Origin of the sequence: Defluviicoccus vanus (assembly GCF_014672695.1) — a bacterium.
In the GTDB taxonomy this organism is placed as follows: domain Bacteria; phylum Pseudomonadota; class Alphaproteobacteria; order Rhodospirillales; family Defluviicoccaceae; genus Defluviicoccus; species Defluviicoccus vanus.
In genome coordinates this window covers 246,022-270,781 of record NZ_CP053923.1, presented here as the reverse complement: position 1 = coordinate 270,781, position 24,760 = coordinate 246,022, and the positions used below count along the sequence as shown (strand labels likewise).

Annotated in this window: 24 protein-coding genes, 1 tRNA gene and 1 pseudogene; 21 read left to right on the top strand and 5 right to left on the bottom strand. The window is 63.8% G+C overall.

Annotated features, from left to right (window positions below; genetic code table 11):
* Positions 1 to 742: 742 nt before the first annotated feature.
* Positions 743 to 1,429, bottom strand: a complete 687-nt coding sequence (locus HQ394_RS01280; RefSeq protein ID WP_456151513.1) for an NAD-dependent epimerase/dehydratase family protein — start codon at positions 1,427 to 1,429, stop codon at positions 743 to 745.
* Between the two features lie 233 nt (positions 1,430 to 1,662).
* On the opposite strand from HQ394_RS01280, the gene HQ394_RS01275 reads away from it, so the two are divergent.
* A complete protein-coding gene (locus HQ394_RS01275; RefSeq protein WP_190261691.1) occupies positions 1,663 to 2,583 on the top strand; it encodes a tetratricopeptide repeat protein in 921 nt (306 codons plus the stop codon).
* Positions 2,584 to 2,587: 4 nt separating this feature from the next.
* Here the strand turns inward: HQ394_RS01275 and fzlA are convergent, their stop codons facing one another.
* Positions 2,588 to 3,256, bottom strand: coding sequence for an FtsZ-binding protein FzlA (fzlA, locus tag HQ394_RS01270; protein ID WP_190261690.1), 669 nt, complete (start codon positions 3,254 to 3,256; stop codon positions 2,588 to 2,590).
* Here fzlA and HQ394_RS01265 point away from each other — a divergent pair.
* The 13 genes and pseudogenes from HQ394_RS01265 to HQ394_RS01210 all read left to right on the top strand — a co-directional run bounded on the left by HQ394_RS01265 (position 3,236) and on the right by HQ394_RS01210 (position 12,851).
* Positions 3,236 to 3,562: a hypothetical protein gene (locus HQ394_RS01265; RefSeq protein ID WP_190261689.1), complete on the top strand. Its 327-nt coding sequence runs from the start codon at positions 3,236 to 3,238 to the stop codon at positions 3,560 to 3,562. The genes fzlA and HQ394_RS01265 overlap by 21 nt on opposite strands.
* A gap of 95 nt (positions 3,563 to 3,657) precedes the next feature.
* Positions 3,658 to 4,845: an ABC transporter substrate-binding protein gene (locus tag HQ394_RS01260; RefSeq protein WP_456151512.1), complete on the top strand. Its 1,188-nt coding sequence runs from the start codon at positions 3,658 to 3,660 to the stop codon at positions 4,843 to 4,845.
* Positions 4,846 to 5,176: 331 nt separating this feature from the next.
* A pseudogene (gene ccmA, locus HQ394_RS20950) lies at positions 5,177 to 5,791 on the top strand (heme ABC exporter ATP-binding protein CcmA); the annotation flags it as partial.
* Entirely contained in the window at positions 5,780 to 6,487 is a 708-nt protein-coding gene (gene ccmB, locus HQ394_RS20945; RefSeq protein ID WP_407644727.1) for a heme exporter protein CcmB, read from the top strand. The pseudogene ccmA and the gene ccmB, both read left to right, overlap by 12 nt.
* 116 nt (positions 6,488 to 6,603) lie before the next feature.
* A complete protein-coding gene (locus HQ394_RS01250; RefSeq protein ID WP_190261687.1) occupies positions 6,604 to 7,323 on the top strand; it encodes a heme ABC transporter permease in 720 nt (239 codons plus the stop codon).
* A gap of 39 nt (positions 7,324 to 7,362) precedes the next feature.
* Entirely contained in the window at positions 7,363 to 7,572 is a 210-nt protein-coding gene (gene ccmD, locus HQ394_RS20940) for a heme exporter protein CcmD (protein WP_190261686.1), read from the top strand.
* The gene (ccmE, locus tag HQ394_RS01240) at positions 7,562 to 8,065 is read left to right on the top strand and encodes a cytochrome c maturation protein CcmE (RefSeq protein WP_190261685.1); all 504 of its coding nucleotides are present in this window, start codon (positions 7,562 to 7,564) and stop codon (positions 8,063 to 8,065) included. The genes ccmD and ccmE overlap by 11 nt, the downstream gene beginning before the upstream one ends.
* On the top strand, positions 8,062 to 10,056 hold the full coding sequence (locus HQ394_RS01235; protein WP_190261684.1) for a heme lyase CcmF/NrfE family subunit: 1,995 nt from the start codon (positions 8,062 to 8,064) through the stop codon (positions 10,054 to 10,056). The genes ccmE and HQ394_RS01235 overlap by 4 nt, the downstream gene beginning before the upstream one ends.
* A complete protein-coding gene (locus HQ394_RS01230) occupies positions 10,053 to 10,610 on the top strand; it encodes a DsbE family thiol:disulfide interchange protein (protein WP_190261683.1) in 558 nt (185 codons plus the stop codon). The genes HQ394_RS01235 and HQ394_RS01230 overlap by 4 nt, the downstream gene beginning before the upstream one ends.
* Positions 10,611 to 10,697: 87 nt before the next feature.
* Positions 10,698 to 11,129, top strand: a complete 432-nt coding sequence (locus HQ394_RS01225; RefSeq protein ID WP_190263055.1) for a cytochrome c-type biogenesis protein — start codon at positions 10,698 to 10,700, stop codon at positions 11,127 to 11,129.
* Positions 11,126 to 12,085, top strand: a complete 960-nt coding sequence (gene ccmI, locus HQ394_RS01220; protein ID WP_190261682.1) for a c-type cytochrome biogenesis protein CcmI — start codon at positions 11,126 to 11,128, stop codon at positions 12,083 to 12,085. The genes HQ394_RS01225 and ccmI overlap by 4 nt, the downstream gene beginning before the upstream one ends.
* A 78-nt stretch (positions 12,086 to 12,163) precedes the next feature.
* The gene (locus HQ394_RS01215; RefSeq protein ID WP_223291766.1) at positions 12,164 to 12,319 is read left to right on the top strand and encodes a tetratricopeptide repeat protein; all 156 of its coding nucleotides are present in this window, start codon (positions 12,164 to 12,166) and stop codon (positions 12,317 to 12,319) included.
* Position 12,320: 1 nt separating this feature from the next.
* Complete coding sequence (locus HQ394_RS01210) at positions 12,321 to 12,851, top strand: DUF1499 domain-containing protein (protein ID WP_190261680.1); 531 nt, start codon at positions 12,321 to 12,323, stop codon at positions 12,849 to 12,851.
* A 61-nt stretch (positions 12,852 to 12,912) separates the two neighbouring features.
* Here HQ394_RS01210 and HQ394_RS01205 read toward each other — a convergent pair whose 3' ends face one another.
* Entirely contained in the window at positions 12,913 to 14,079 is a 1,167-nt protein-coding gene (locus tag HQ394_RS01205; RefSeq protein ID WP_190261679.1) for a CaiB/BaiF CoA transferase family protein, read from the bottom strand.
* Between the two features lie 208 nt (positions 14,080 to 14,287).
* Here HQ394_RS01205 and HQ394_RS01200 point away from each other — a divergent pair, with 208 nt between their 5' ends.
* Both HQ394_RS01200 and HQ394_RS01195 read left to right on the top strand, forming a co-directional pair.
* Positions 14,288 to 14,602, top strand: a complete 315-nt coding sequence (locus tag HQ394_RS01200) for a hypothetical protein (protein ID WP_190261678.1) — start codon at positions 14,288 to 14,290, stop codon at positions 14,600 to 14,602.
* A 176-nt stretch (positions 14,603 to 14,778) separates the two neighbouring features.
* The gene (locus HQ394_RS01195; protein WP_190260069.1) at positions 14,779 to 16,140 is read left to right on the top strand and encodes an IS1182 family transposase; all 1,362 of its coding nucleotides are present in this window, start codon (positions 14,779 to 14,781) and stop codon (positions 16,138 to 16,140) included.
* 452 nt (positions 16,141 to 16,592) lie between these two features.
* Here the strand turns inward: HQ394_RS01195 and HQ394_RS01190 are convergent.
* Both HQ394_RS01190 and HQ394_RS01185 read right to left on the bottom strand, forming a co-directional pair.
* Positions 16,593 to 16,682: transfer RNA gene (locus HQ394_RS01190), tRNA-Ser, on the bottom strand.
* 139 nt (positions 16,683 to 16,821) lie between these two features.
* Positions 16,822 to 17,730: a class I SAM-dependent methyltransferase gene (locus tag HQ394_RS01185; RefSeq protein ID WP_190261677.1), complete on the bottom strand. Its 909-nt coding sequence runs from the start codon at positions 17,728 to 17,730 to the stop codon at positions 16,822 to 16,824.
* A 186-nt stretch (positions 17,731 to 17,916) separates the two neighbouring features.
* On the opposite strand from HQ394_RS01185, the gene HQ394_RS01180 reads away from it, so the two are divergent.
* From HQ394_RS01180 to HQ394_RS01160, 5 genes are all read left to right on the top strand, one after another.
* Positions 17,917 to 18,585 carry a protein-L-isoaspartate(D-aspartate) O-methyltransferase gene (locus tag HQ394_RS01180; protein ID WP_223291765.1) on the top strand — a complete coding sequence of 223 codons (669 nt, stop codon included), beginning with the start codon at positions 17,917 to 17,919 and terminating at the stop codon, positions 18,583 to 18,585.
* Positions 18,586 to 19,217: 632 nt separating this feature from the next.
* Positions 19,218 to 20,441 carry a lytic murein transglycosylase gene (locus tag HQ394_RS01175; protein WP_223291764.1) on the top strand — a complete coding sequence of 408 codons (1,224 nt, stop codon included), beginning with the start codon at positions 19,218 to 19,220 and terminating at the stop codon, positions 20,439 to 20,441.
* On the top strand, positions 20,438 to 21,652 hold the full coding sequence (locus HQ394_RS20620) for a septal ring lytic transglycosylase RlpA family protein (protein ID WP_190261675.1): 1,215 nt from the start codon (positions 20,438 to 20,440) through the stop codon (positions 21,650 to 21,652). The genes HQ394_RS01175 and HQ394_RS20620 overlap by 4 nt, the downstream gene beginning before the upstream one ends.
* A gap of 64 nt (positions 21,653 to 21,716) precedes the next feature.
* Positions 21,717 to 23,612 carry a dTMP kinase gene (gene tmk, locus HQ394_RS01165; RefSeq protein WP_190261674.1) on the top strand — a complete coding sequence of 632 codons (1,896 nt, stop codon included), beginning with the start codon at positions 21,717 to 21,719 and terminating at the stop codon, positions 23,610 to 23,612.
* Positions 23,613 to 23,633: 21 nt separating this feature from the next.
* Positions 23,634 to 24,758, top strand: coding sequence for a DNA polymerase III subunit delta' (locus tag HQ394_RS01160; RefSeq protein ID WP_190261673.1), 1,125 nt, complete (start codon positions 23,634 to 23,636; stop codon positions 24,756 to 24,758).
* Positions 24,759 to 24,760: the final 2 nt, after the last annotated feature.

The window sequence follows — 24,760 nt, the reverse complement described above, 5'->3', positions numbered from 1 at the left end:
CGCCAGCGCTGGGTGAAACGCCGAGCTTTGACATACGGCAAAAGGGCTAGTCTGTAATAGCCTGGAGCGGCCTGCCGAAGAAACAGTTTAGCACGGACGAGCATGTCCTACCTCCTGATGGGAAGGGCTGGAGCGAAGCAGCCAGTCGTTGCGGTAATTGAGACGTGTCGAGATGCTGTCAGCACGTGCTGCGCGTAGATAAATACCGATTTGTTCCTGTACGGTTCCAGGCAATGTGCTGGGAGCGCCATACACACCTACCGCACTAGACTTAAGGCAGCAAATCGCCACCTATTTCATTCGTGGCGATGCTTGACTAAATAGTCACGGCACCGGTAGCGCATGACAAAAGCATCAGCCTGCACCTTGCTGGCACGGCGGCGAGCGTAGCTTCGGAACGTGAGGGTCGTCATGTTACCATTAGGTCTGACGAGAGTGGAGCCTGAGTATTCGTGCAGGAACGTTTACCCACTCGGTACTGTGACCTAAATTTTTGTTAAGCATATTTGATATGACCTGATCGCGAAGTCATTGCACCAATAAGCTCATTTAAGACACATCAAGCATAACAAATCGATTATGCCGCCGGCTTACGGGAGGATGACAAAAAATTTAATTAGATCTGGGCGGCTGCTTTGCTGGATCGTGGCGTTAATGTTTTCTTATCTTGTTTGGAAAATGTGCTTGGGGCGTTAAGCGTTGCTGACGCAAATATGATCGCCTGCATGGTACCCCGAGAGAGTCAATTGCCGGCAGACGGTGCTGAGTCTTCGGCTTCGGCGGCCAGAATAGCCGCCAGTCCGGTGCGATAGTCGGGATATTGCAGCTTCACTCCCAACTCGCGCTTCAATCTTGCGTTGTCGACGCGGCGGTTGTCACGCCAGAAGCTGCGCGCCATCGGCGACATGCGCGCCATGGCGTCGGCAAAGTCCATGGGCGGTGGTGGTGGCTTGCCGAGCAGTTGACAGGCAAAGGCAACAACGTCGCTCTGCTCCGCGGGAGCGTCGTCGCAGACATTGTAGATGCTTCCGGCATTGGGACGGGCCATGGATGCGCGCAGGATGCGGGCGATGTCGTCCACATGGATGCGTGCGAACAGATGGCCCGGTTTATGGACGCGACGGACCGCGTCGGCACGAACCTGCTCAAGCGCGTTGCGACCAGGGCCATAAATGCCAGCGAGGCGGAAGACGTGGACCGGCAGGCCGTACTCGCGGTACAGGCGCAGCCAGCGCTGTTCGGCGACGACACGCCGCTGGCTACGCGCGGACGTTGGCTGCAACGGCGAGGTTTCGTCAACCAGAGCGCCGCCGGTATCGCCATAGACCCCGGTGGTTGAGNNGTAGCCGACCCAGCGCAAGCGGTCGACGGCAAGGATCGAGGACTGGCAGAGATCGAGGACTGGGTCGCCATCGGTGTCGGGTGGCACCGATGACAGGATGTCGGTGACGCCGCGCAGTGCAGTGGTCGGATCGGCAAGCGGGTGAGCGCGATCGAAGCTGTGGATGGCGACGCCGTGCAGCGGATGCCGGGAGTCGCCAGCCTTTTCACGGCAGGTGCCGGACACAAGCCAACCCTCGCGGCTCAACAGCGAGGCGAGCACGCGAGCGCTGTAGCCGAGGCCGAAGCAAAACAGGTGCGGTCTAACAGAGCTAATCAACCGTGGTGCTGCCCCTTGTCTGGACGCTGAGCCCTCGCCAGTGTATCGCCTGCGGACAGAAGAACAGCAAGGCCATTGGATTGATCAACAGCGCTTACCGCTTGCGGGTGCCAGCGAGGCTAGTGCTCTGCACCCTGACGCTTCTCGCCACCGTCGCCGAAGCGCATGCGGCCAATACAGCGACGAGTCCAGCCACGAGTTCACCGGCCGGCAGTGCGGCTCCGGCAAAATCAGCGCCACCAGCGTCGGTGTCCGAGCGGGAAGCACGCTATCGTGCCTGTCTTGCCCGGGTGGTCGACGATCCGGCCGCTGCCGCTAGTGACGCTCGGACATGGCTCAAGCAGGGCGGCGGTGATGCGGCGAAACATTGCGCTGCTGCCGCTGATCTGGCACTTGGTCGACCGAAGGATGCGGCGGAGGCGTTCGAACTGCTGGCTGCCACCGGTGGGGCGCCGAAACGACAGGCGGCACTGTTGGCACAAGCGGCGGACGCTTGGGTGCAAGCGGGTTCGCCCGACCGGGCGATAGCGGTACTGACGGAAGCACTGGGACTGGTTCCGGGCGATACCGGACTGCTGATCGACCGGGCGCGCGCGTCTGTCGAACTGGGCCGGTTTAACGACGCGGTGGAGGATCTGACGCGAGCGATCGATGCGGATTCGCTGAACACCGACGCCTATGTCCTGCGGGCGAGCGCGCTGCGCCGCGCCGGTCGGCTCGACGAAGCCGCCTTCGACGTGGATACGGCGCTGATGTTTGACCGCCACAACCCCGATGCGCTGCTTGAGCGCGGGCTGTTGCGCCGCGACGCCGGGGACAGCAACGGCGCCCGCGAAGACTGGCAGATGGTAATGAAGATTGCACCCGGATCGGCGGCGGCACTGATGGCGGCGAAGCATCTGGACGCCGGTAAGGGCGGTTGAGGCGCTAGAAATCCATGTCGGCGTAGTTGCTGGCAGGAGCCATGCCCGGAATGTGATCGCTGAGCAGGGGGCGGAAGCTGGGGCGCGACTTGATACGCGCGTACCAGGTTTTTGCTTCTTCGTGCGCTTCCCAGGGAACGTCTCCCAGGTAGTCGATGCAGGAAAAATGCGCGGCGGCGGTAAGATCGGCGAGGGTCAACCGATCGCCGGCAAGCCATGTTCGCCGCTCCATGAGAAAGCCCACATATTCCAGATGGTGGCGGACATTCAAGTGGCCGGCGCGAATGGCGCGCGAATCGGGCGTACCCATGCGCAGCAGCCGATTGACCACCTTTTCACCCACCAGGTTATCAGTGACCTCGGCATTGAACTTGCGGTCGAACCAAGCAACGAGACGACGCACCTCGGCTCGTTCTGCGGCATCGCGGCCGATCAGCGACGGCTCCGGCACTTCCTCTTCGATGAATTCGACGATGGCCTGACTGTCGGCCAGGGTCGCCCCATCAATATTCTCAAGCACCGGCACTTCGCCGGCTGGATTGAGCGCAAGGAATTCCGCACGCCGGTCCCAGACGGGTTCCAGGCGCAGTTCGAAGTCCACCTTCTTTTCAGCAAGAAACAACCGTACCTTGCGACAGAACGGAGACAGCCATTGGTGGTAGAGCGTCCACATGCGCAAGTGAATACACCGTATTGCGCGCCGGGCAAAAGGGGAAAAGGCGGCCATGCGCAATCCGCATCCGGAAGTGGCGATCCCTCGACCGAGAGGCGGCAAAAACAGGTTTTGGGTGCTGCCTTTGGCGACGAAATGGCGGCTTTGGCGACCAAGGCGATGGCGCTGGTCAGGGACTTGCGGCAACGAGGGGGTGGCGCCGTCGCACAGCCGCTCAAGCGATTCGCAAAGAAAGGATCGACAAAACGCTTTCTGCGGAAAAAAATGCGCCGCTGGGTAGAGGAGCGACTGTATTGCGTTCAATAATCAATATCTTAGTTGCCATTGCCGGGCTCGTTGCAGGCGGTTCGCTTGCCATCGCCGCTGACGCCAAGCCGGAACCGATCCTCGTTGGCAACCTGGTGGATTTCTCCGGTCCCACCGCCAGTGTTGCCACACCTTACGGCCGCGGCAAGATCGATGCCGTCGCCTGGATCAATGCCCATGGCGGAATCGACGGCCGACCGATCGAACTCGACACCTTCGATACAGGCTATCAGGTCCCACCGGCGCTCACCGAATATCAGAAGTGGCATGAGNGCCGCGTGATCGCGGTGCAGGGATGGGGGACCGCCGACACCGAAGCGCTGGTGCGCTTTGTCAGCGAAGACCAGGTTCCCTTCTTCTCGGGTTCGTATTCCGCCGCGCTGACTGATCCGCAAGGCAAAAGCCCGGTCACCCGGCGCCCCAGCCCCTACAACTTCATCATGGGGCCGTCCTATTCCGATGGGCTCCGCGCGCTACTGCAATGGGCGAGGGCCGACTGGCGTCAACGCACCGGGGATGAGCGCGCTCCTCGCTATGTTCACTTAGGCGATAATCATCCCTATCCGAGTTCGCCGCGAAAAGCCGGGGAAAGTTACGCGGCTGAGTTGGGCTTCACCGTTTTGCCGGCGATCCAGTATGCGATGACTCCGGGTGATGAGCGGCCGCAGTGTGCCCAACTGAAGGAAGCCGGTATCGACTACGCCTATCTCGGCAACACGGCGGCGTCGAACGTTGAACTGATCAAGACCTGCCGCCAGATGGGCGTCACCACCCAGTTTCTAGCCAATATCTGGGGATTTGACGAGCGCGCCATGCAAGCGGCCGGCACCGCCGCCAATGGTCTCGTCTGGGTGATGGGGACCGGCACCTGGTTTGAAGACACGCCAGGAATGGCGCGCGTGCGTGAGATTGCCAAGGCCGCCGATCCCGCCGTTACCTATCAGCCGCATCATTATATCCGTGGCGTCTGCTCCATCTTCTTCATGAAGGAGGCAATGGAATGGGCCGCAGATCACGGCGGGGTGAAAGGGCCGGTGATCAAGGAGGGGATGTATCAGAAAACGGACTGGGTCCCTGTTGGCCTGGAGGGGGCGTGTGCGAAGGCCACTTGGAGTGCCGACGATCATCGCGGTTTCACCCGTGTGCTGCTTTACCGCGCTCGGGTGACGAGCGACCCGCCGCGGGATGCTGATCTGGCAACGTTGATCGCCGACGGCACGTTACAGTTGGAAAATGTCTATACGGCAGATATCCCTCGGCGCGCCGATTGGCTGGGGTGGTAAATATTACCGGTTGTTTCCTCGCGCTATTTATGCAGGATTACGTGTGTTATTCCCCAGTTTTTGCGGCTCCGCCCGGTTTCACGCGATGCGCCGATGCGAGATTCCCGTAGTGCTTGCTGGACAAGGCAAAATATTGCCGCAATTGGGTTGTACTCTGTGAACGATTCAGACCTCCTACGAGACAATCCGGAGAATCCCCATCTCCGGTTCCCTAATCGGCATACGTGCCGGGAGCTACCGGCGGCCAGTGCGCTCACTGGTCGCCGTTCTTTTGCCTGCTGCGGTGCGCTGACGACTCGTCGCGGCGGTGGTGACTGCTCGAGGCTTGCTGATGGCTGACTTCCACGGCGAAGGGCTCTGCTGTGTTCGCAGCGGCTGGCCCGTCTTCGCCGGGCTGGACTTCCGCCTTGCCCCGGGTGAGGCGCTGGTGCTGGTGGGACCGAACGGCGCCGGCAAATCGAGCCTGCTTCGCATCATGGCCGGCCTCTTGCGACCGACGGCGGGACGTCTCTTCTGGGACGGGCATCCGGTGGCGGATGACGTAATGGCCCACGCCATGCGGGTGCACTATGTGGGCCACGCCGATGCGATCAAACCCACGGCGACGGTTGATGAGGCGATGACCTTTTGGGCATCGTTCNCGCGGCGCCGCACGGCAGGGAGAGAACAACGGGTTGCCGCTGCCCTTGCGGCGTTCCGCATCGAGCATCTGGCGTCGTTGCCGGGAGGTTTCCTGTCGCAAGGCCAGCGACGGCGGGTGGCGCTGGCCCGGCTGATCGCTACGGAGGCGCCGCTTTGGCTGCTCGATGAACCGCGGACCGCCCTCGATGCCGATGCGCTGCGCTGTCTCGATCGCGTCATCGCTGATCATCGCAGCGCCGGTGGTGGCGTGGTGATGGCGCTGCATGGTGGCGACCATCCGCCGGCGGCGCAGGTGGTTGATTTGGCGCNNATTACCAGGATATGGCGGCGTGCTGAACAGCAGCTTGNNGTGGTAATCGCCCGCGAAGTGCGCCTGGCGCTGCGCCAAGGGCTCGACAGTGCCATGGCGGTTGCCTTCTTCGTCCTCGCCGTCGTGCTGTTTCCGCTTGGCATCGGCCCCGAGACGGAAACACTCGCACGCATCGCCAGCGGCATTCTCTGGGTGGCGGCGCTCCTGGCAGCGATGCTGTCGCTGGAGCGACTGTTCCAGACTGATTATGCCGACGGCACCCTCGATCTTCTTGCACTCGGGCCTATCCCGTTGCCATTGCTGGCACTGGCCAAGATCATCGCCCACTGGTTGCTGACCGGCTTGCCCCTGGTGCTGGTGGGGCCGGTTCTTGCTGTGATCATTCATCTCGACNTCACGCGCGTGGGGGTGATGACGGCGGCCTTCGCGCTGGGTACACCGGTGCTGAGCCTGATCGGCGGCGTCGGCGCGGCACTGATCCTCGGTGCCCGACGCGGCGGAGTGCTGCTGGCGTTGCTGGTCCTGCCTCTCTACATCCCGGTGCTGATTTTCGGCGTATCCGCCATCGATGCGGCTGCTTTCGGCTTCGACATCTGGCCGCATCTGCGCATGCTGCTGGCACTGCTGCTGGTCAGCCTTGTGCTGGCACCATGGGCAGCGGGGCTGGCCTTGCGTCTGGCGCTGGATTGAGGACGGCAGGTGAATACACTTTAATGCGCAACTGGGCGAAAGTGGTTGTCGTCTGGTACATATTAGGGAAGCTGTGATACAAGCGTCGCCGTTCGGACGCGCGCGTGGGTAGAAAAATGCTGGGCTACGCCAATCCAAATCGTTTCATGCGGCTCAGCGCCGTTCTCATGCCATGGCTCGGCGGCTTGACCGCGGTGTTGTTGGTTGCAGGGCTGTATCTCGCGCTTCTGGCCTCGCCGCCGGACTATCAGCAAGGTGAGACGGTGCGGATTATGTACGTACACGTGCCGGCGGCGTGGATGTCCATGTTCTGCTACGTATCCATGGCGATGGCTGCTGCCGTCGGGCTGATCTGGCGCCATCCCTTGGCGGAACTCGCGGCGAAGGCGACGGCGCCTATCGGTGCTTCCTTCACCTTCCTCGCCTTGATCACCGGTTCGCTGTGGGGCCGGCCCATGTGGNGGACATGGTGGGTATGGGACGGCCGGCTGACCTCGGTGCTCATTCTGTTCTTCCTTTATCTCGGCTACATCGCCCTGGTCGAAGCCTTTGACGATCCGGCACGTGGCATGAAGGCGGCAGCGATCCTTGCTCTCGTCGGCTGCATCAATATTCCGATCATCAAGTTTTCCGTCGACTGGTGGAACACGCTGCACCAGCCTGCCAGCGTTGTCCGCATGGGCGGGCCGTCCATTGACGCCAGCATGCTGGCGCCACTGCTGGTGATGGCCACGGCCTTCACCAGTTATTACTTCTGGTTGTTGCTGCTGCGGCTACGCAGCGAAATACTCGCCGGCAAGATTCGCGCCATGCGGCAGCGACTGGCACGGGCATGACAGCGTGATGATCACCGACGCGCGCAGACCTTTTTTGCCATGGGCGGATATGCGTCCTTTATTTGGCCGGCGTTCGGGATCACCGTCGTCGTACTCGTCGCCCTTGCCTTCACCAGCCGCCGTGCCTTGAAGCATCGGGAGATGACGTTGGCCAGTTTGCAGAGTCAGACGCCGCGCGGAAAGCACCCACAGCCAGAACGCAGCCAGACAGAGAACAGCCTCCAGGGAAACCGCCGCCGTGGCGCTTAAGCGCAAGCATCAGCGTCTTGTTTTTGTCGGTCTTGGCCTCGCCGTGCTCGGCATCGCCGTGGCCATCGTCCTGACGCAGATTCAGGAACATCTGGTGTTTTTCCACACTCCCTCCGAATTGGCAGAACGGCCGGACCTGACGCACGATCGGCGTTTGCGCCTGGGCGGGCTGGTGATGGAGGGCAGTGTCGAGCGCCAGAGCGGCGGCATGGTGCGCTTCCGCGTCACCGATCTCGCCCGCGATGTCACCGTCTCCTACAACGGTATCCTGCCCGACCTGTTTCGCGAAGGGCAGGGCGTCGTGGTGGAGGGACGGATGAAGGATGGCGTCCTTGCTGCCGATCAGGTGCTGGCCAAACACGATGAGAAGTATATGCCGCCGGAAGTGGCGGCGTCGCTGAAGCAGTCGGGTCAGTGGCAACACATGCGTGACAAGTTGGAGGCAAGCGGCCAGATGCCGCCCAGCCAAACGCAGCAGGGAGGTGCGCGGTGACAGTCGAACTCGGTCATTTCGCGCTGGCGCTGGCGCTGGTGGTGGCGCTGGTGCAGGGCATCCTGCCCATGTTGGGTGCAGCACGCGGCCGGACGGACTGGATGGAGGTGGGCACCACCGCGGCGCTGACGCAGGTGCTGTTGGTCGTGGTGGCTTTCGGCTGTCTGGTGTTGGCCTACGTCACCTCTGACTTCTCGGTGCTCGCCGTCGCCAGCAACTCCCATTCAGCCAAGCCGCTCCTCTATAAGATTTCCGGCTCCTGGGGGAACCACGAAGGTTCGATGCTGCTGTGGGTGCTGATCCTCGCCGTCTACGGCGCGGCGCTGGCAATCTTCGGGAATAACGTGCCACCAGGCCTGAAAGCGCGGGCGCTGGCAGTGCAGGGCTGGATCGGCGTCGGCTTTTATTTGTTCATTCTCTTCACCTCCAATCCGTTTGCGCGGCTGATCCCGCCACCGGAAGACGGGCGAGGACTGAACCCGCTCCTCCAGGATCCCGGCCTGGCCTTCCATCCGCCGTTCCTCTATCTCGGCTACGTCGGCTTTTCGATGGCCTTCTCCTTCGCCATCGCGGCGCTGATCGAGGGCCGCGTTGACGCTGCCTGGGCGCGCTGGGTGCGGCCGTGGACGCTTGCCGCCTGGACCTTTCTCACCCTCGGCATCGGCCTCGGGTCCTGGTGGGCCTACTATGAACTCGGCTGGGGCGGCTGGTGGTATTGGGATCCGGTGGAGAACGCGTCGCTGCTTCCCTGGCTGGCCGGTACGGCGTTGCTGCACTCGGCCATCGTCGTCGAGAAGCGCGATGCCTTGAAGGCGTGGACGGTCTTCCTTGCCATCCTGGCGTTTTCACTGTCGTTGCTTGGCACCTTCCTCGTCCGCTCCGGGGTGCTGACGTCGGTGCACGCCTTCGCCACCGATCCGACCCGCGGGATTTTTATTCTCCTGCTGCTGGTGCTGGTGATCGGTGGTTCGCTGCTGCTGTTCGCCTGGCGTGGCCCAAGCCTGCAAGGTGGCGGCATGTTCCAGCCGATTTCCCGCGAAGGCAGCCTGCTGGTCAACAACCTGCTGCTGGGTACCGCCACTGCCACTGTGCTGCTTGGAACGCTTTTCCCCTTGCTGGCCGAGGCGATCGGCAGCGGCAAGGTTTCCGTCGGCCCGCCGTTCTTTAACGCCACCTTCGTCCCGTTGATGACACCGCTGGTGCTGTTGATGGTGGTCGGGCCGCTGCTGCCATGGAAGCGAGCCGACCTGGCACCGGCGTTGAAGCGGTTGTGGGTAGCGGCGGTCATGGCCCTGGTGGTCTTTGCCCTCGTCTGGCTGCTGGTCGATCCACGCAACGCCACCGGCGCCTTCGGCCTCGGTCTCGCCACTTGGTTGCTGGTGGGCACGGTGGTGGAACTGGCGGGGCGGATCGATCTGTTCGCCGCCGGTGGCAAGCCTTGGCAGCGCCTGCGCCGGCTGCCGCGCTCGGCGCTCGGCATGACGCTGGCGCACGGCGGGACGGCGCTGCTGATTGCCGGCGTGAGTGCTTCGGGCGTCTGGAAGCAGGAACGAATCCTGGTGATGGCGCCGGGAGAGACGACGACGATCGGCGGGTACAGCATCACCTTCGAAGGTGCGGGCACTGTTAGCGGCGCCAACTACAGCGCTTTGCAGGGCCACTTCATCGCCCGCGCCGGTGATCGCATTGTCGATTATTTTACCCCTGAGCGACGCATCTATCCGGTGGAAGGCGCCGATACCACCGAGGCGGCGATCAAGCCGCGACCGCTGGGTGACCTCTACGTGGTGATCGGCGAGCCGCGGACGCATGAGGGTGTGGAGGGGTACGTGGTACGGCTCTACTTCGAGCCACTGGTGCAATGGATTTGGATCGGCGTGCTGGTGATGGCCGTGGGTGGCATCGTCAGCCTCAGTGACCGGCGGTTGCGCGTCGGCGCACCGGCGCGGCGCCGGGCGGGCGCGGCAGCGACGGTTGGTCTCCGCCCGTGACCGCAACCGCCACTTTCGTCCGCCGTCTGCCCTATCTGCTGCCGCTGGTCATCTTCGCGGCGATTGCGGTCTATTTCTGGATCGGGCTTGGCCGCGACCCGCATGCGATCCCCTCGGCGCTGCTTGGCAAACCGGTGCCGGAGTTCACGCTGGCGCCCATCGCCGGGGCGGACAAGGGCTTCAGCAGCCAGGATCTGCAGGGTCAGGTCTCTTTGGTCAACGTCTTCGGTTCGTGGTGCGTCGCCTGCGCCGAAGAGCATCGATACCTGACCGAGCTTTCGCGCCAGGGAGTGGTGCCCATCTATGGCATCGATTGGCGCGAACACAACCGCGAGGCCGGTCCGGCGTGGCTGGTAAAACACGGCAACCCCTATACGCTGGTCGGCGACGACCCGGCGAGCAAGGCGGCGATCGCCTTTGGCATCACCGGCGCGCCGGAGACCTTCGTTGTCGATCGCAAGGGGGTGATCCGTTATCGTCAGGTGGGGCCGATTACCNCCCAGGTGTGGGAGCAGGATCTGTGGCCGCTGGTGCGCGCCCTGCAGGCGGAGTAGGGCGGACGATGTGGCGCGCACTCGTGCTCGCTGCTCTTGTCGGCTGGTNTGGCGCTGGGCCCGGCGCTGGCCGTCCAGCCGGACGAAATGCTGGCCGATCCGGAGCTGGAGGGACGCGCCCGGGAGATCAGCAAGGAACTGCGCTGCGTCGTCTGCCAGAATCAGTCGATCGACGATTCCAACGCTGACCTGGCGCGGGACTTGCGGGTCCTGGTCCGCCAACGCCTCAGCGCCGGCGACACTGACCACCAGGTCATCGACTACGTGGTCTCCCGCTACGGCGATTTCGTTTTGCTGCGGCCACCGCTGCGGCCCAATACCTATCTGCTGTGGTTTGGCCCGGCCCTGGTGCTCATCCTTGGTGCTGCGGCGGTCGTCCTGTTCCTGCGCCGGCGTGCAGGGATGCAGGAGGCAACGCCTGCGGCTGTGGCGTTGAGCGCGGACGAAGAAGAACGGCTCGCCCGGCTGATGCAGGCGGCGGGTCCCTTGCGCCGCGACGGTAAGGACGCGCCAACATGATACTGTTGTGGGTCTTCGGCGGCTTGCTCACCGCACTGTCTGTGCTGCTGCTGGTGCAGCCGCTGCTCCGCAGGCATNCCCCGGCACAGCCACGCGAGGCGCATGACGCGACAATCGTCGCCGACCAGTTGGCGGAGGTTGATCGCGATCAGGCCGATGGCCTGATCGATGGCGAAGCGGCGGCGGCGGCGCGACGGGAATTGAAGCGGCGCCTGTTGACGGCGCTGGAGCGGGCGCGATCGGCGACGGATGTCGCCGATGCACCGCCGCCGCGTCGCCGCTACGGTCGCCTGCTGGGACTGTTGCTGGCGTTGACGGTGCCGGCACTCGCCATCGCCGTCTATGTCCTCCTCGGCAAGCCGATGGCACCGGACGAGCCGCTGGTGATGCGTCGGACCACCGGCGATCTGGCCGAAGCGAACCAGCAGCCGGAGGTGGACCAGTCACTGCTGGCGACGGTGACGGATCTGGAGCGCTATCTGGCCAGCCATGGCAACGACGGTCAGGGCTGGTTGATGCTCGGTCGCGCCTATCTGACCCTCGATCGCAGCAGCGATGCGGTGGCGGCCCTGGCTAAAGCGAAGGACCTGTTGCCGGGGCGGCCCGATGTGACCGCCGCCTATGGCGAGGCGCTGGTGCTGGCGGGCGAAGGGCAGGTGGGTGAGGCGGCGCGCGACCAGTTTACCGAGGCGCTTGCCGCCGATCCGCGCAACGTCCAGGCTCGCTATTATTTGGCGCTTGGTCGGGCGCAGGCCGGCGATGTCGCCGGGGCGTTGCAAGACTGGGTCGATCTGGTGGCGCTGTCGCCGCGGGGAGCACCCTGGGTGCCGCTGGTCCGCCAGCAGATCGCCGCTGCGGTGCAGGCGGTGGGGGCCGATCCGGCGACGCTCAAGCCATCGGCAGCGGCGNCTCGCCCTGGCGCCACCCTCAACCGCGGCAGCAGCGCTGGGTGGTGAGGCGACGGCGAGCCCTGGACCCAATGCCGAGGACGTGCAGGCGNNGCAGCGGCGATGTCGCCGGAGCAGCGCCAAGCGATGATCCGCAGCATGGTCGAGCGCCTTGCCACAAGGCTGCAGCAGAATCCCGACGATCGCCAGGGCTGGCTGCGTCTTGCCAGCGCTTACGACGTCCTCGGTGAGACAGCCAAGGCGGCCGAAGCCCGCGCCCGCGCCGCGGCGGCGACCCAGTAGGGTGCCCGGTCGCGCAACCAGCGGTGTCGTCCGGCAAACGATCCGCTGGACCGTCGCGGCAGCGTTGCTGCTACTGGTCTGGAGCGTGCAGGCGGGGGCTGCGGCGGAAGGGAGCGATGAAACAGCGATGCGTGAGCCGCGGTTGACCGATTTTGCCTCGCTGCAGACCCCGGACAGTCCCAATGCCTGGCTGGTGGCACCGCCGGCTTACACCGCGGCGAAGCCGAACGAGGATGCAGCGGACTTCGCCATCGACGCGGTGCGCCTGGCCGACGCTTGGCAGACGGTGCTTCGGCAGCAGCCGCGAACGACGATCAGCCTGGTTTCGGCGGATGGGCTGCAGATCGAGGCCGAGCAGCGATCGGCGGTGTTCGGCTTCGTCGACGACATCAGCTTCCGCGCCATTCCGCTGGCCGCCAACCGCTCCACCGTCGCCATCTACAGCCGCGCCCGTGTCGGCTACTGGGACCTGGGCGTCAACCGCCGCCGGGTGCGCGCCTGGATCGAGCTGTTAGGTAAACAGCTGGCGTAGCCGGGTGCGGCGCTCGCGCAAACCACAACTGCCCCTCTGGGACTGCCCATATCCTCTGGGCTTACCCCTCTCGACGATACCCTGTCGCCGGTTCATCCGCCGCCGGGAAAGCGAGGAAGGCACGCAGCGAGTCGCTCAGCGGCCAAGCGGCGGCAATCGTCTCGGCGACGCTTGGTGCCGACAGTGTCGCTGCTTCCGCATGGTCAGAGAGGAAGCGAGGGGCGATACCTACTGCGATGGCGTCGTCGGCAAAGCCAAGCGTCTGCCGGGCGAGCAGGTGCGGATGCAGCGCCGCTTCTTCCAGGCTGAGGACGGGCGAGAGGCAGGCATCGGGCTCGTCGATCGCCTGCTGCCATTCGGCGAGCGTGCGGGCGGCCACGACCGCGGCGATGCGCGCGCGCATTTCCGGCCACAGCCGGCGATCCAGCTGCGCGTCGAACAGCGGGTCGGTGAGATTGAGGGCGCGACGGAACGCGGCGTAGAAACGCGGTTCGATGGCGCCGACGGCGAGGAAACGCCCGTCACGCGTTGCATAGCAGCGGTAGAAGGGAGCGGCGCCGTCGAGCAGGTTGTCGCCCCGCTGTGACGACCACATACCGGCGTTGCGCCAGCCGTGGATCATCGCCATCAGTGCCGCGACGCCGTCGACCATCGCCGCGTCGACAACCTGCCCACGTCCGCTGCGTACCGCCTGCAGGTGTGCTGCCAGCACCCCGAAGGCGAGCATCAGTCCGCCACCGGCGAAATCGCCGAGAAGATTGAGCGGCAGCGGTGGCGGCAGATCGGGATCACCCATCGCGTGGAGCGCGCCGGAGAGGGCGATGAAGTTGATGTCGTGGCCGGTCTGTTGCGCCAGTGGTCCGTGCTGGCCGTAGCCGGTGACGCGCCCGTAGACGAGGCGCGGATTATCGGCAAAGCACGCGTCGGGGCCGAGCCCAACCCGCTCCATGACCCCNGGACGGTAGCCTTCGATCAGGATGTCGGCGGTGCTGACCAGTTCGCGCGCGTGGCCGAACTCCACCGGGTCCTTGAGGTCGAGGGTAAGTGTCAGACGGCCGCGCAGGAGAACATCGCTACTCCCTGCGTCGAGCGTCGGCGGCTGGCCGCCGGGACGGGCGATGCGCACCACCGACGCGCCGTGGTCGGCGAGCATCATCCCGCAAAACGGCGCCGGCCCGATCGCGTCGAATTCGACGACGCGGACGCCGGCGAGAATCTTACTGGTCATGACCCTGAACGAGCGATTGAGGACGGCGGCAGGATAACGCCACGGCGGCTCCGATCAAACAGGCGATCGTCGCCGCGCCGCAGCCGCCCGCAACACATTAACCGCTTGTCATCCATCGACGCGCAATCGTTTGACTGTCCTGCCGGGGACTGTCATTGATTCCGCCGACGGGCGGGCACGCCTGCCCGCAATAGCTAGCGAGGTTCCCATGAGACTGTCTCGGCTTATCGCTGCAGGGCTCATCCTGGCGTTCGTCGGCGCCATGCCGCCAGGCGCATGCGTTCACACTCGACCCGAGTCGGGCAATAATGCCGACGGAACGCCGCGTTTCGCCGATCCCGATGCCTCGACTGAGAAAATGACCGACCAGCAGCACTCCTCCGGCGTTTTCTTCGGCGGCAGCGCCAACCGGTCCGGCTATCCGGCCTCGGATATCGGCAGCAGTTCGAGGCCGATGCCAAGCGGGGCGCAGATCGGTGCCGGCGACCACGGCTTCAACAACTACACCCGCTACGGCAGGTAGTCGCTAGCCGACTGTGACCCACGTAGGGCGGGCTCGAAAGCGACGCGTGACCCGCCGACTGGCCGCGTTCGACGTTCAATGCCTGTGCTAGCAGCCTGTCGGACTTAACGCGAGGCGGAGCTGTGGGTTATAGAATCCGGGCATGGATTCACGCCCCCGGCCCGGACCTCTTCGGCATGAGCAACTTCCGCCCGATCGACCGCGACAGCGGATTTCTGATGCCGCCGTCGGTGGACGAGTGGCTTCCGCAGCGGCACTTGGCGCGGTTCGTGGTGGAGGTGATCGCGGGGCTGGATCTGCGGCCGATGACCGGCAGCTACCGTGGCTCTGGGGAAGCGTCCTACCACCCCAGCCTTCTGCTGGGCATTCTGATCTACGGCTACGCCACCGGGGTGTTCTCCAGCCGCAAGCTGGAGCGGGCGACCTATGACAGCGTGGCGTTCCGCTTCATCGCGGCGAACGATCATCCGGACCATGACACCATCGCCGCGTTCCGCCGACGCTTTCTGCCGCAGATCGAGAAGCTGTTCGTCCAGGTGCTGGTGCTCGCGCGCGAGATGGGCGTGCTGAAGCTGGGAACGGTCGGGCTCGACGGGACCAAGGTCCACGCCAATGCCAGCCGGCACAGCGCGCTGTCCTATGACCATGCGGGCAAGCTGGAGGCCCAACTGCAGGCCGAAGTGGCCGATCTCATGGCCAAGGCAGAAGCGGCGGACCAGGTGGACATCGCTGACGGCATGTCGATCCCCGACGAACTGGCGCGACGTGAGGAACGGTTGTCCAGGCTCGCCGAGGCCCGGGCGAAGATCGAGGCCCGCGCGAAGGAACGCTTCGAACGGGAGCAGGCAGACCATCAGGCGAAACTCGCAGCACGGGACGCCAAGGCAGCGGCCACCGGCAAGAAGCCCACGGGCCGTGAGCCGAAGCCGCCGGTGGCGACGCCGCTGCCCACGGATCAGATCAATCTGACCGACGAGGAAAGCCGCATCATGGCGGTGGCGGGCGGCGGTTTTGAGCAGTGCTACAATGCGCAGGCGGCGGTGGCGGCGGGCAGTCTGCTGGTGGTGGTCGCCGACGTGGTGCAGGCGCCCAACGACAAGCAGCAGCTTACACCCATGCTGGACAAGATCGGCACTCTGCCGGACGTGCTCGGCAGGCCGGACATGCTGTTGGCGGACAATGGCTACTTCAGCGAGGCGAATGTGCAGGCCTGTGTGGCCGGCGGGATCGAACCGCTGATCGCACTTGGTCGCGAGGCGCATCATCTCAGCCTGCAAGAGCGCTTCGCTGCGGCGCCACCGGCGCCCGAAGACCCCACCCCGGTTCAGGCGATGGCGTATCGGCTGCGCACGCCGCAGGGCCGCGCGCTCTACGCCCTGCGCAAGCAGACGCCCGAGCCAGTGTTTGGCATCATCAAGTCCGTGCTGGGGTTCCGGCAGTTCCTGCTGCGCGGGCTCAATGCCGCCCGTGGCGAGTGGAGGCTTGTAACCATGGCATGGAACCTGAAGCGGATGTTCGCCCTCAGCCGCGCCGTCTAGCCTGCGCGGCCAGTTCCGCAGGCGCGCCAGCGCGACCGCACCGCCCAAAATGGCGCTGACAGAGGCGCCGACGCACCGATCCCTACGCAGGTCCGGCGACGCCCGAGACGCAAGTCCGACAGGCTGCTAGGCGCGGCCTTTACCCCGCGGCATGGCTCGGGCCGGGACAGTCCACCCTTTCCACGACCGCGACCTCTTGTTCACCGCCTGCGGACGCATCTGTATGCACCGCAAGGAAATCAATATTTCTACCGTGCTGGCAGGCCAGCGTTTCGGCATCACCGAGGCCGATGACGGCATCTGGCTCGCCACCTTCATCCCCTACGATCTTGGATATATCGACCTGGAGCAACGTACCCTGCAAACCATCGACAACCCGCTCGGCACGAGGCTGTCACCCATGTCTCAGGCCCGTTTTGTTTCCCACGCCTCCAAGCCGGACACGAAAGACATGGCGGATGGGGTGGGATTCGAACCCACGAGACCCTTGCGGGCCTGCCGGTTTTCAAGACCGGTGCCTTCAACCGCTCGGCCACCCATCCGCGGACGCCGTCCGCAACTGCGTCACTGCATCGCCTAACGCAAACCCGCCAAGGCCGCAACCTTGCGCTTGCTTGCGATGGCGCAGCGGATCCTGCGGCGGCAGGCATGCCAGCCGCTGCGGCACAGCACGGATTGCACTCAAGCCGATTTCTGCATGATGCAGGCAATAAACTCGCCGTCTGTCTCCCAGTCAATGATCGACATGCCGGCAAGATCGGCTAAGACCTGAGGCGATCGCCCGGTAAAGAAAAACACATGAAAGCGGGAGAACTCGTAACAATACGCAAAGCACGGTGTCGCATGCACGATGCGTCCGCCGGCTGTTAACAAGGCGCCGAGCCGCTTTGTCGTCCCGGCTGGATCAAACAAATGCTCAAGCACGTTATGCGAAAAAATGCCGTCAAATGTCCGTGCTTCGATGTCTTCCCAGCTGGTGAAGACATAATCTGACCGACGCTCAGCGCTCGGCTCGAAGCCGTAAATATTCCAGCCATCCTCGCGTAGTTGCTCGATTGCCTCTGACCATGCACCACCGCAGCCGAAGTCCAGATACGTCCCTTCCTTGGTGGGCAAGAGCAGATGGAAGGTCCGGATGATTGAGGACGTCGACGTGCCTTCCGCATAGATATTGTACAGATTGCGGTACTCGAGATCGATCATCGCCGCATCCAGGCAGAGCATCTTCTGCGGCCCAAAAATGACCTGGCAGTTTGGACACGCATGCCGGATGAGCGTGCCGCCATAGAACAGGCATTGACTGACGCGGGTAGCGAAGGCGTCGTCCACGGCCTTGTGGTCACACAGCGGGCAAGCATCCGGCTCACTGCTGCCGGACAACTGTTCCAGCATGTCGATGGTGCGCCAGTGCGCCTTCATCGCATATTGAATGACGCTTCGGGTCGCTTGCGCATCGGCGCGCGCCTCAAGCGTGGCAATCCTTGCCGCGAGGGTGGCGCTAGGGTCCGCATCGCCCACGTCATCTTTTCCCGGCGGGGCGGCGATGATGCGCAGGCCGAGTTTGCCAAGTCCCTTGTTCAGCGTCTGCACCAGCCGAGATGCGGCGCGATGTGTCATAGGCGGAAATCACCGATGTGAAGCAGAAAACGCACAGCTCACCCCGGGGCGTGGCGCCGCCCGGACTGAACACAATCATAGCAGCAAGGGGTGTATTGCCTCGGGGCGAAATCGGCTAGCATTTCTCCGCTCGGACCACTTGCCTCATTGGGTGCTACGATGCCAGAGGATCGCGCGAACCTCCTGCGGCAACAGATGGTCGAGATCATCGCCGCTCATACCCTTTATGCCCGCGAGCAGATCGGCAAGGATGTGCTTGATCCGCGCGTCCTCGCCGTTATGGCCGAGATCCCACGCCACGACTTCGTCCCGCTCGAACTGGTTCCTTACGCCTATGCCGACCAGCCGCTGCCCATCGGCTACGAGAAGACCATCTCGCAACCCTTTATCATCGCCCTGATGACCGATCTGCTTGGCGTCGAGCCGGGGAACAGGGTCCTCGAAGTGGGCACCGGCCTTGGCTACCATACGGCCGTCCTGGCGAAACTGGCGGCGACGGTCTTTACGGTCGAAATCGTTGAGGAACTGGGTGAGCAGGCACGCAAGCGCTTGGCGCCGCATGGCTATCGCAATGTGTTCGCCCGCATCGGCAATGGCGAAAACGGCTGGCCCAGTCACGCCCCCTTCGAGCGCATCATCGTCTGCGCTGGCGTGGAGCTGATCCCGCCGTCGCTGTTGATGCAGTTGAAGGCGGGCGGGCGGATGGTCATTCCCACCGGCATTGCCGATCAACAGATGCTGTCGCTGGTGGAGAAGGGCACCGACGGACGTCTCAGCATCCGCGAGACCATTGCCGTCCGCTTTGCGATGCTTGAAACGGGGATGTAGACAAAGGTAACAACGTCCAAGCGGCGCGCTGCTATCTGAGCAGGAAGGGAATTGCCGGTCGCCGGGCGGAACTACGTTTGGCGCAGAGTCTGCCGCACACCCTGGATTAGCCGCGTTAGTTCGTCTTCGTGGACCTGATCGCGACGCATGACCAACTGCATCACCGGATCTCGAAGCAGATCTTCGAACCGTGGCTCGCCATGCCAATACGACCCGCTGCTTGCCGTATCACGAACAACATAATTGTGGCGTGGGATCTCCACCACGGCCTCGCCCTCCCAATACCGACCCGTACACTCCCAGCCGCACACGCCGACGCATGTTAACTGCGGGACTTTATATCATTGTTCCGACAAGGATAACCTGATCACTGGCGAGTGCAAGCGAAAATCAGCCGCAGTACTTTTACAGGCGCGAAAGTCTGGCGGCGTGTTGGCGCGACAAGCCGTACAGCGATTCCATAACCGGTCATCGGCCGCGATGCTCTTGCGGCGGCCACAGTTGTCGCAATACTATGATTCGGAAGGGAAAATTCGGATTGCGCGGCACTGCGTTTGTCTCCGCAGGCGGACTGTGGCACAAACAAAAGATCTGGAGCACCGGGCGCGTAACGGTACGGTACGGCGTAGCGAATGGGAGAGCAGTTCAGACGACGCATTCTGCCGCCGGCAGGGCTATGCCTTGCGGTCCTGCTTGTGCTCGCGGTCGTTGTGCCCTCGCGCGCTTTGGACGGCTCCTTTGAGGACTGGGTCGTGTCGTTGCGGTCCGAAGCTCTCAGCCGCGGCGTCAGTGCGGAGACGTTTGATCTTACTTTTGCCAACGTCACGCTGATACCGCGCGTACTCGAACTTGATCGCCGCCAGCCGGAATTCGTCCAGACCTTCTGGCGCTATCTGGATGCGCGAGTGACCCCGGCCCGCATCGAGCGCGGTCGGCGACTGCTGGCCGAAAACGCCTCCCTCCTGGAGGCGGTGCACCAGCGGTACGGAGTGCAGCCGCGATTCATCGTCGCCTTCTGGGGGATGGAGAGCAGCTTTGGTGACGATACGGGCAATTTTCCGCTGGCGGCATCACTGGCAACGCTGGCCTACGATGCCCGTCGCGCCAACTTCTTCCGTGACCAATTGCTGACGCTGCTGCACCTGATCGATCGCGGTGACATCAGTCCCGATGCCCAGGGGTCGTGGGCGGGGGCGTTCGGCCAGACACAGTTCATGCCATCCACCTTCAAGGCATATGCGGTTGATTTTGATGGCGACGGCCACCCCAATTTGTGGACCAGCCTGCCGGATATTTTCGCCTCGTCCGCCAATTACCTCGCCAGCATCGGCTGGGATGGGAGCAGCACCTGGGGGCGCGAGGTGGCGCTGCCCTACGATTTTCCCTATGCGCTGTCCGGGATAGAGACGGAGAAGCCAATGTCGGAATGGGCACAGCTGGGCGTGGTCAATATCGATGGCTCGCCGTTGCCCACATCGACGCTGAGTGCCTCATTGATCCTGCCGGGTGGCGTCAATTCCGGACCGGCGCTGCTGGTCTATCGCAACTTTCGTAAGATCATGAACTGGAACAATTCTCTCCTCTATGCCGTGAGCGTCGGCCATCTTGCGGACAGGATCGCCGGTGGTGATCCTTTCGCCACCCTGCGCTATGACGACGGCTCGCCCATGTCCCGCCAACAGGTGGAGGAAATGCAGTCCTTGCTGTTGCTCCGTGGCCTCGATACCGGCGGCGTCGACGGTCTGGTGGGGGCGAAGACCCGAGAGGCGGTCAAGCGTTTCCAGGAACAGGCCTCATTGCCGGCGGACGGTTACCCCACGGTCGCTCTGCTCGACCAGTTGCGTTCGACGCAATGAGTGTATCCCGCCACGGATATTTCGTCATCGGCGCAGCCTTGCTGACCTTGTCCGCATGCGCCGGGGGCAGTGTGCAAAATGGCGGTGTCGTCGAGACCGGCCAATCCGCCCAGCGCGCGCCCAGCCTCTACAAGGTGGGCAAGCCCTATCAGATCAAAGGGATCTGGTACTATCCGCAGATCGATTACGATTATGTGGAGGNNAGGGGGGTTGCCTCCTGGTACGGTCCCGGATTCCATGGCAAGGCGACCGCCAACGGCGAAACCTACGACATGAACGACCTGACCGCAGCGCATCGAACCTTGCCGCTGCCCAGCGTTGTTCGCGTCACCAACCTCGACAACGGCCGCAGCATCAAGCTGCGCGTCAACGATCGTGGCCCGTTTGCCCAGAACCGCATTATCGACGTCTCCCGTCGCGGCGCCGATTTGCTTGGTATTTACGGCCCGGGCACGGCGCATGTTCGCGTCGAGATCGTCGCCGACGAGAGCCGCCAGTTGGCGATTGCACTGACCGGGTCAGATTATCCGACCGGGGCGATGGTGGCCAATCGCCAGCCGTCGCAGCCGATTGGTGCCGGCGCGCCGCCGGTGCCGGTTGTGGCAGCATCCTCGCTCGAGCCCACGCCCGACACGTCGGTTGTTGCCGCGGTGGCAGCAGACGGCACAGCGACGGCGGTCGGTTTACAGCCGCTTCCTGCGGAAGTGGGGCAGGCCGCCGTGACGTATGCGCCGACGCCACAGTGGTCGGCGGCAACGACGGATTATGCGGCGTCTGNNATTCCCCGATCTCAGGCGGTTCGTCCGCCCTGGCGATGGCCGATTCTTCCTATGCCGACAGTTCGGTGCCGGTCTCGGCTCCGATACGGGTTGAACCGCTGCCGGTGCAGGCGCAACGTCTGGCAGCCTCAGCGGAATTCGCTGGCCGAGCCGGCCTATCCGCGATCGGTCAAGACAGCGAGCGCACCCATCGTCAGTGCCAATCAGCGAGCGTATGTCCAGGCGGGTGCCTTTGCCAATGCGGATAATGCGCATCGAGTACGCGACCGTTTGTCCAGGTTTGGTCCCGTCGCCGTCGTCAATGGCGGTGCCGCTGGTTCAACGCTCTATCGCGTGCGCCTGGGTCCGCTCGCCTCGGTGGGGGAAGCCGAACGTGTGCTGCCGTCCGTCATTCAGGCCGGCTTTCCAGGATCGCAGATCGTCGTCGAATAATCGGCGCCCGGGCCGGCTGTTGCCGGCGTACGGGCTATCCAATTCAGCAACAGGAGGGAATGCCATGTTGGGAACCGTTGGCTCTCGCATCCCCAGCTCATCCACCCGTAATCGGAAACCTCACCATCTTAGTCGCATCAGCCTGCTCCTGTTGCTTGGCCTTGGTCTCGCTTGTCTGCCGAGCGTTCGTGGCGAGGCGTTTGAAACGACGGCGCGGGAAGCCATTCTCATTGACTACGATACAGGCGCTGTACTGTTCGAAAAGAACCCCGATACCTCGGCACCGCCCGCATCCATGAGCAAGATGATGACCGCTTACATCTTGTTCCAGCGCTTGCAGGAAGGCAGCCTGAAACTTGATCAGACGTTGCCGGTGAGTGAATACGCATGGCGACGCGGTGGCGCCGCCAGCGGTGGTTCGACCATGTTCCTCAACATCGGTGATCAGGTGCCGATTGAGGATCTGGTCCGCGGCATCGTCATCCAGTCCGGCAACGATGCCTCGATCGTCGTTGCCGAGGGGCTCACCGGTAGCGAGGAAGCCTTTGCTGAGCTGATGACGAAGAAGGCAAAGGAATTGGGCATGACGAAATCCCAATATCGTAATGCCAATGGCTTGCCTGATCCGGAAGAATTTACCACCGCCCGGGATCTAGCAACGCTTGCCAAGCGGACGATTGCCGATTTTCCTGAATACTATCAACTATNNTATAGCGAACACGAGTTCGTGCATAACGGCATCAAGCAGGGCAACCGTAATCCCCTGCTGTATCGCAACATCGGTGCCGATGGCCTGAAGACGGGCCACACCAAGGAAGCCGGCTACTGCCTTACCGCGTCGGCAAAACAGGGCGATCGCCGCTTGATCGCCGTCCTCACCGGGCTGCCGAGCATGAAGGCCCGCTCGGACGAATCGGAACGCCTGATCGGCTACGGTTTCCGCGAATTCGACAATTACGTCCTGTTCAAGGCCGGCGAAGAAGTCGCCAAGGCGGATGTCTGGCTGGGTGATGCCAAGACGGTTTCGCTGGTGCCGGCGAAGGACGCCATCGTGACGCTGCCGCGCAAGGTGCGGCCGGACATGAAGGTATCGCTGGTTTTTGACAGTCCCATTCCGGCGCCCATCACCAAGGGGCAGCAGGTGGGCAAGCTGGTGGTGACGGCGCCCGGCGTGGACCCGATGGAGATCCCGCTCGTCGCCGCCAATGACGTAGAACGCAAGGGCTTCATCGGCCGCGTCTTTGCCTCCATCGGTCAGCGCATCNGGGAGCATCTTCTGAGCCGAGTAGCCGCAGAAGACGGGCTAGTCGCGCGGGCTGAGCAACCGCTGTTCATCAGCTTCGAAGGCGGGGAGGGGTCGGGAAAATCGACCCAGGCCCGCCTGCTCGCAGCTCAGCTTCGCCGACGGGGGATCGAGGTGCTGCTGACCCGTGAGCCGGGTGGCACCCCGGAGGCGGAAGCCATCCGCGCGCTGCTGCTTGGCGGGCATGACCGGGATTGGTCGCCGAAGACCGAAACCCTGCTGCACTTCGCCGCCCGCTGCCAACACCTGGACCAAGCGATCCGGCCGGCGCTGGCGGCGGGGCAGTGGGTGATCACCGATCGTTTTGCCGATTCCACTGCCGTCTATCAGGGCTGTGGCCAGGGGTTGACTCCGNCTTGGATCGCTGCCGTCGCCGACCTCGTTGTCGGCGGCGACGCACCGGATCTGACCATCATCCTCGACCTGGATCCAGCGGTGGCGCAGCAGCGTCTGCGCGGTCGCGGCGGCATCGCCGATCGCTACGAGCGACTGACTGCGGACTTCCATCAGCGGGTACGCAATGGCTTTCTCGCCATCGCTCAGGCCGCGCCACAGCGCTGCGTTCTCATTGACGCCGACCAGTCGGCGGAGTCCCTCAACGCCGCCATCGTCGATGAGGTGGATCGCCGCTGCGCCCAGTTGACCGCAACGCCGTGACCGCGGCTGCTTTCGAACGCTATGGACNGGCCGCCGCCGCCGCGGGCCAATTGGCTCTGCCTCGGCCACGAGGCGGTTGAAGCGGAACTCTGGCGTCTCGCCCAGGCGCAGCGCCTGCCACATGCCTGGCTGATCACCGGGGCCGCCGGTATCGGCAAGGCGACCCTGGCGTTCCGCCTTGCGCGTTTTCTCCTTGCCGATGCCGCCACCGTGTCCGTACCGGCAACGGCCAGCCTGTTCGGCAACGCACCGTCGGCGCCGATCGAGGGCTCGCTGGCGCTCGATCCCGACCACCCTGTCTACCGCCGTGTCGCTAGTGGAGGGCATGCCGACCTGCTGACGGTTGAGCGCGGCATGGATGAAAAGCGCGGTCGGCTGCGGCGCGAGGTGGTGGTGGATGATGTGCGGCGCATCATGCCCTTTCTCACGTCGACACCGGCGGAGAGTCGCTGGCGGGTCGTCGTCATCGACGGTGCCGACGAGATGAATGTCAACGCCGCCAATGCCCTATTGAAGATTCTTGAAGAACCACCTGCATTTTCCGTCCTCCTCCTGGTGAGTGATGCGCCGTCGGCACTGCCGGCGACGGTGCGCTCGCGCTGCCGCCGGCTGCGGCTGCGGCCCTTGCCGGAAGAAACGGTGATCAGCCTGCTCGGCCTCTACCGGCCGGAGCTGCCGCTGGCTGAGGCACAGGCGCTGGCAGCGTTGGCTGGCGGCAGCATCGGCCGGGCGCTGGCCTTGGCCGAGGCCGACGGCGCCAAGCTGTGGGCCGACACCCGCTCCCTGCTGCTGGCACTGCCGGCCATTGATAGCCGAGCACTGTTCAGCTTTGCCGAACGCGTCGGCAAGGCCGGCAACGAGGCGCAGTTCTGGGAAGTGGTGGATATCTGCCGCAATGTCATCGGCGCGGCCATTCGTGCTGCGGCCCAACCAACCCAATCGGCAGACCCGCTGCTGCAGCGTTTCACCGCGTCTGCTCCCCTTGATCGCTGGCTCCAGGTATGGGACAAAGTTCAAGAACTGTTTGCCCGCACCGACACGGCCTACCTCGATCGTAAGCAAGTGCTGCTCGCGGTTTTTTTCGCCCTGAAACAGGCGATGCAGCCGGCGGGCAAACGGATGGATTTCCCGCAATCGGGCTTATGACG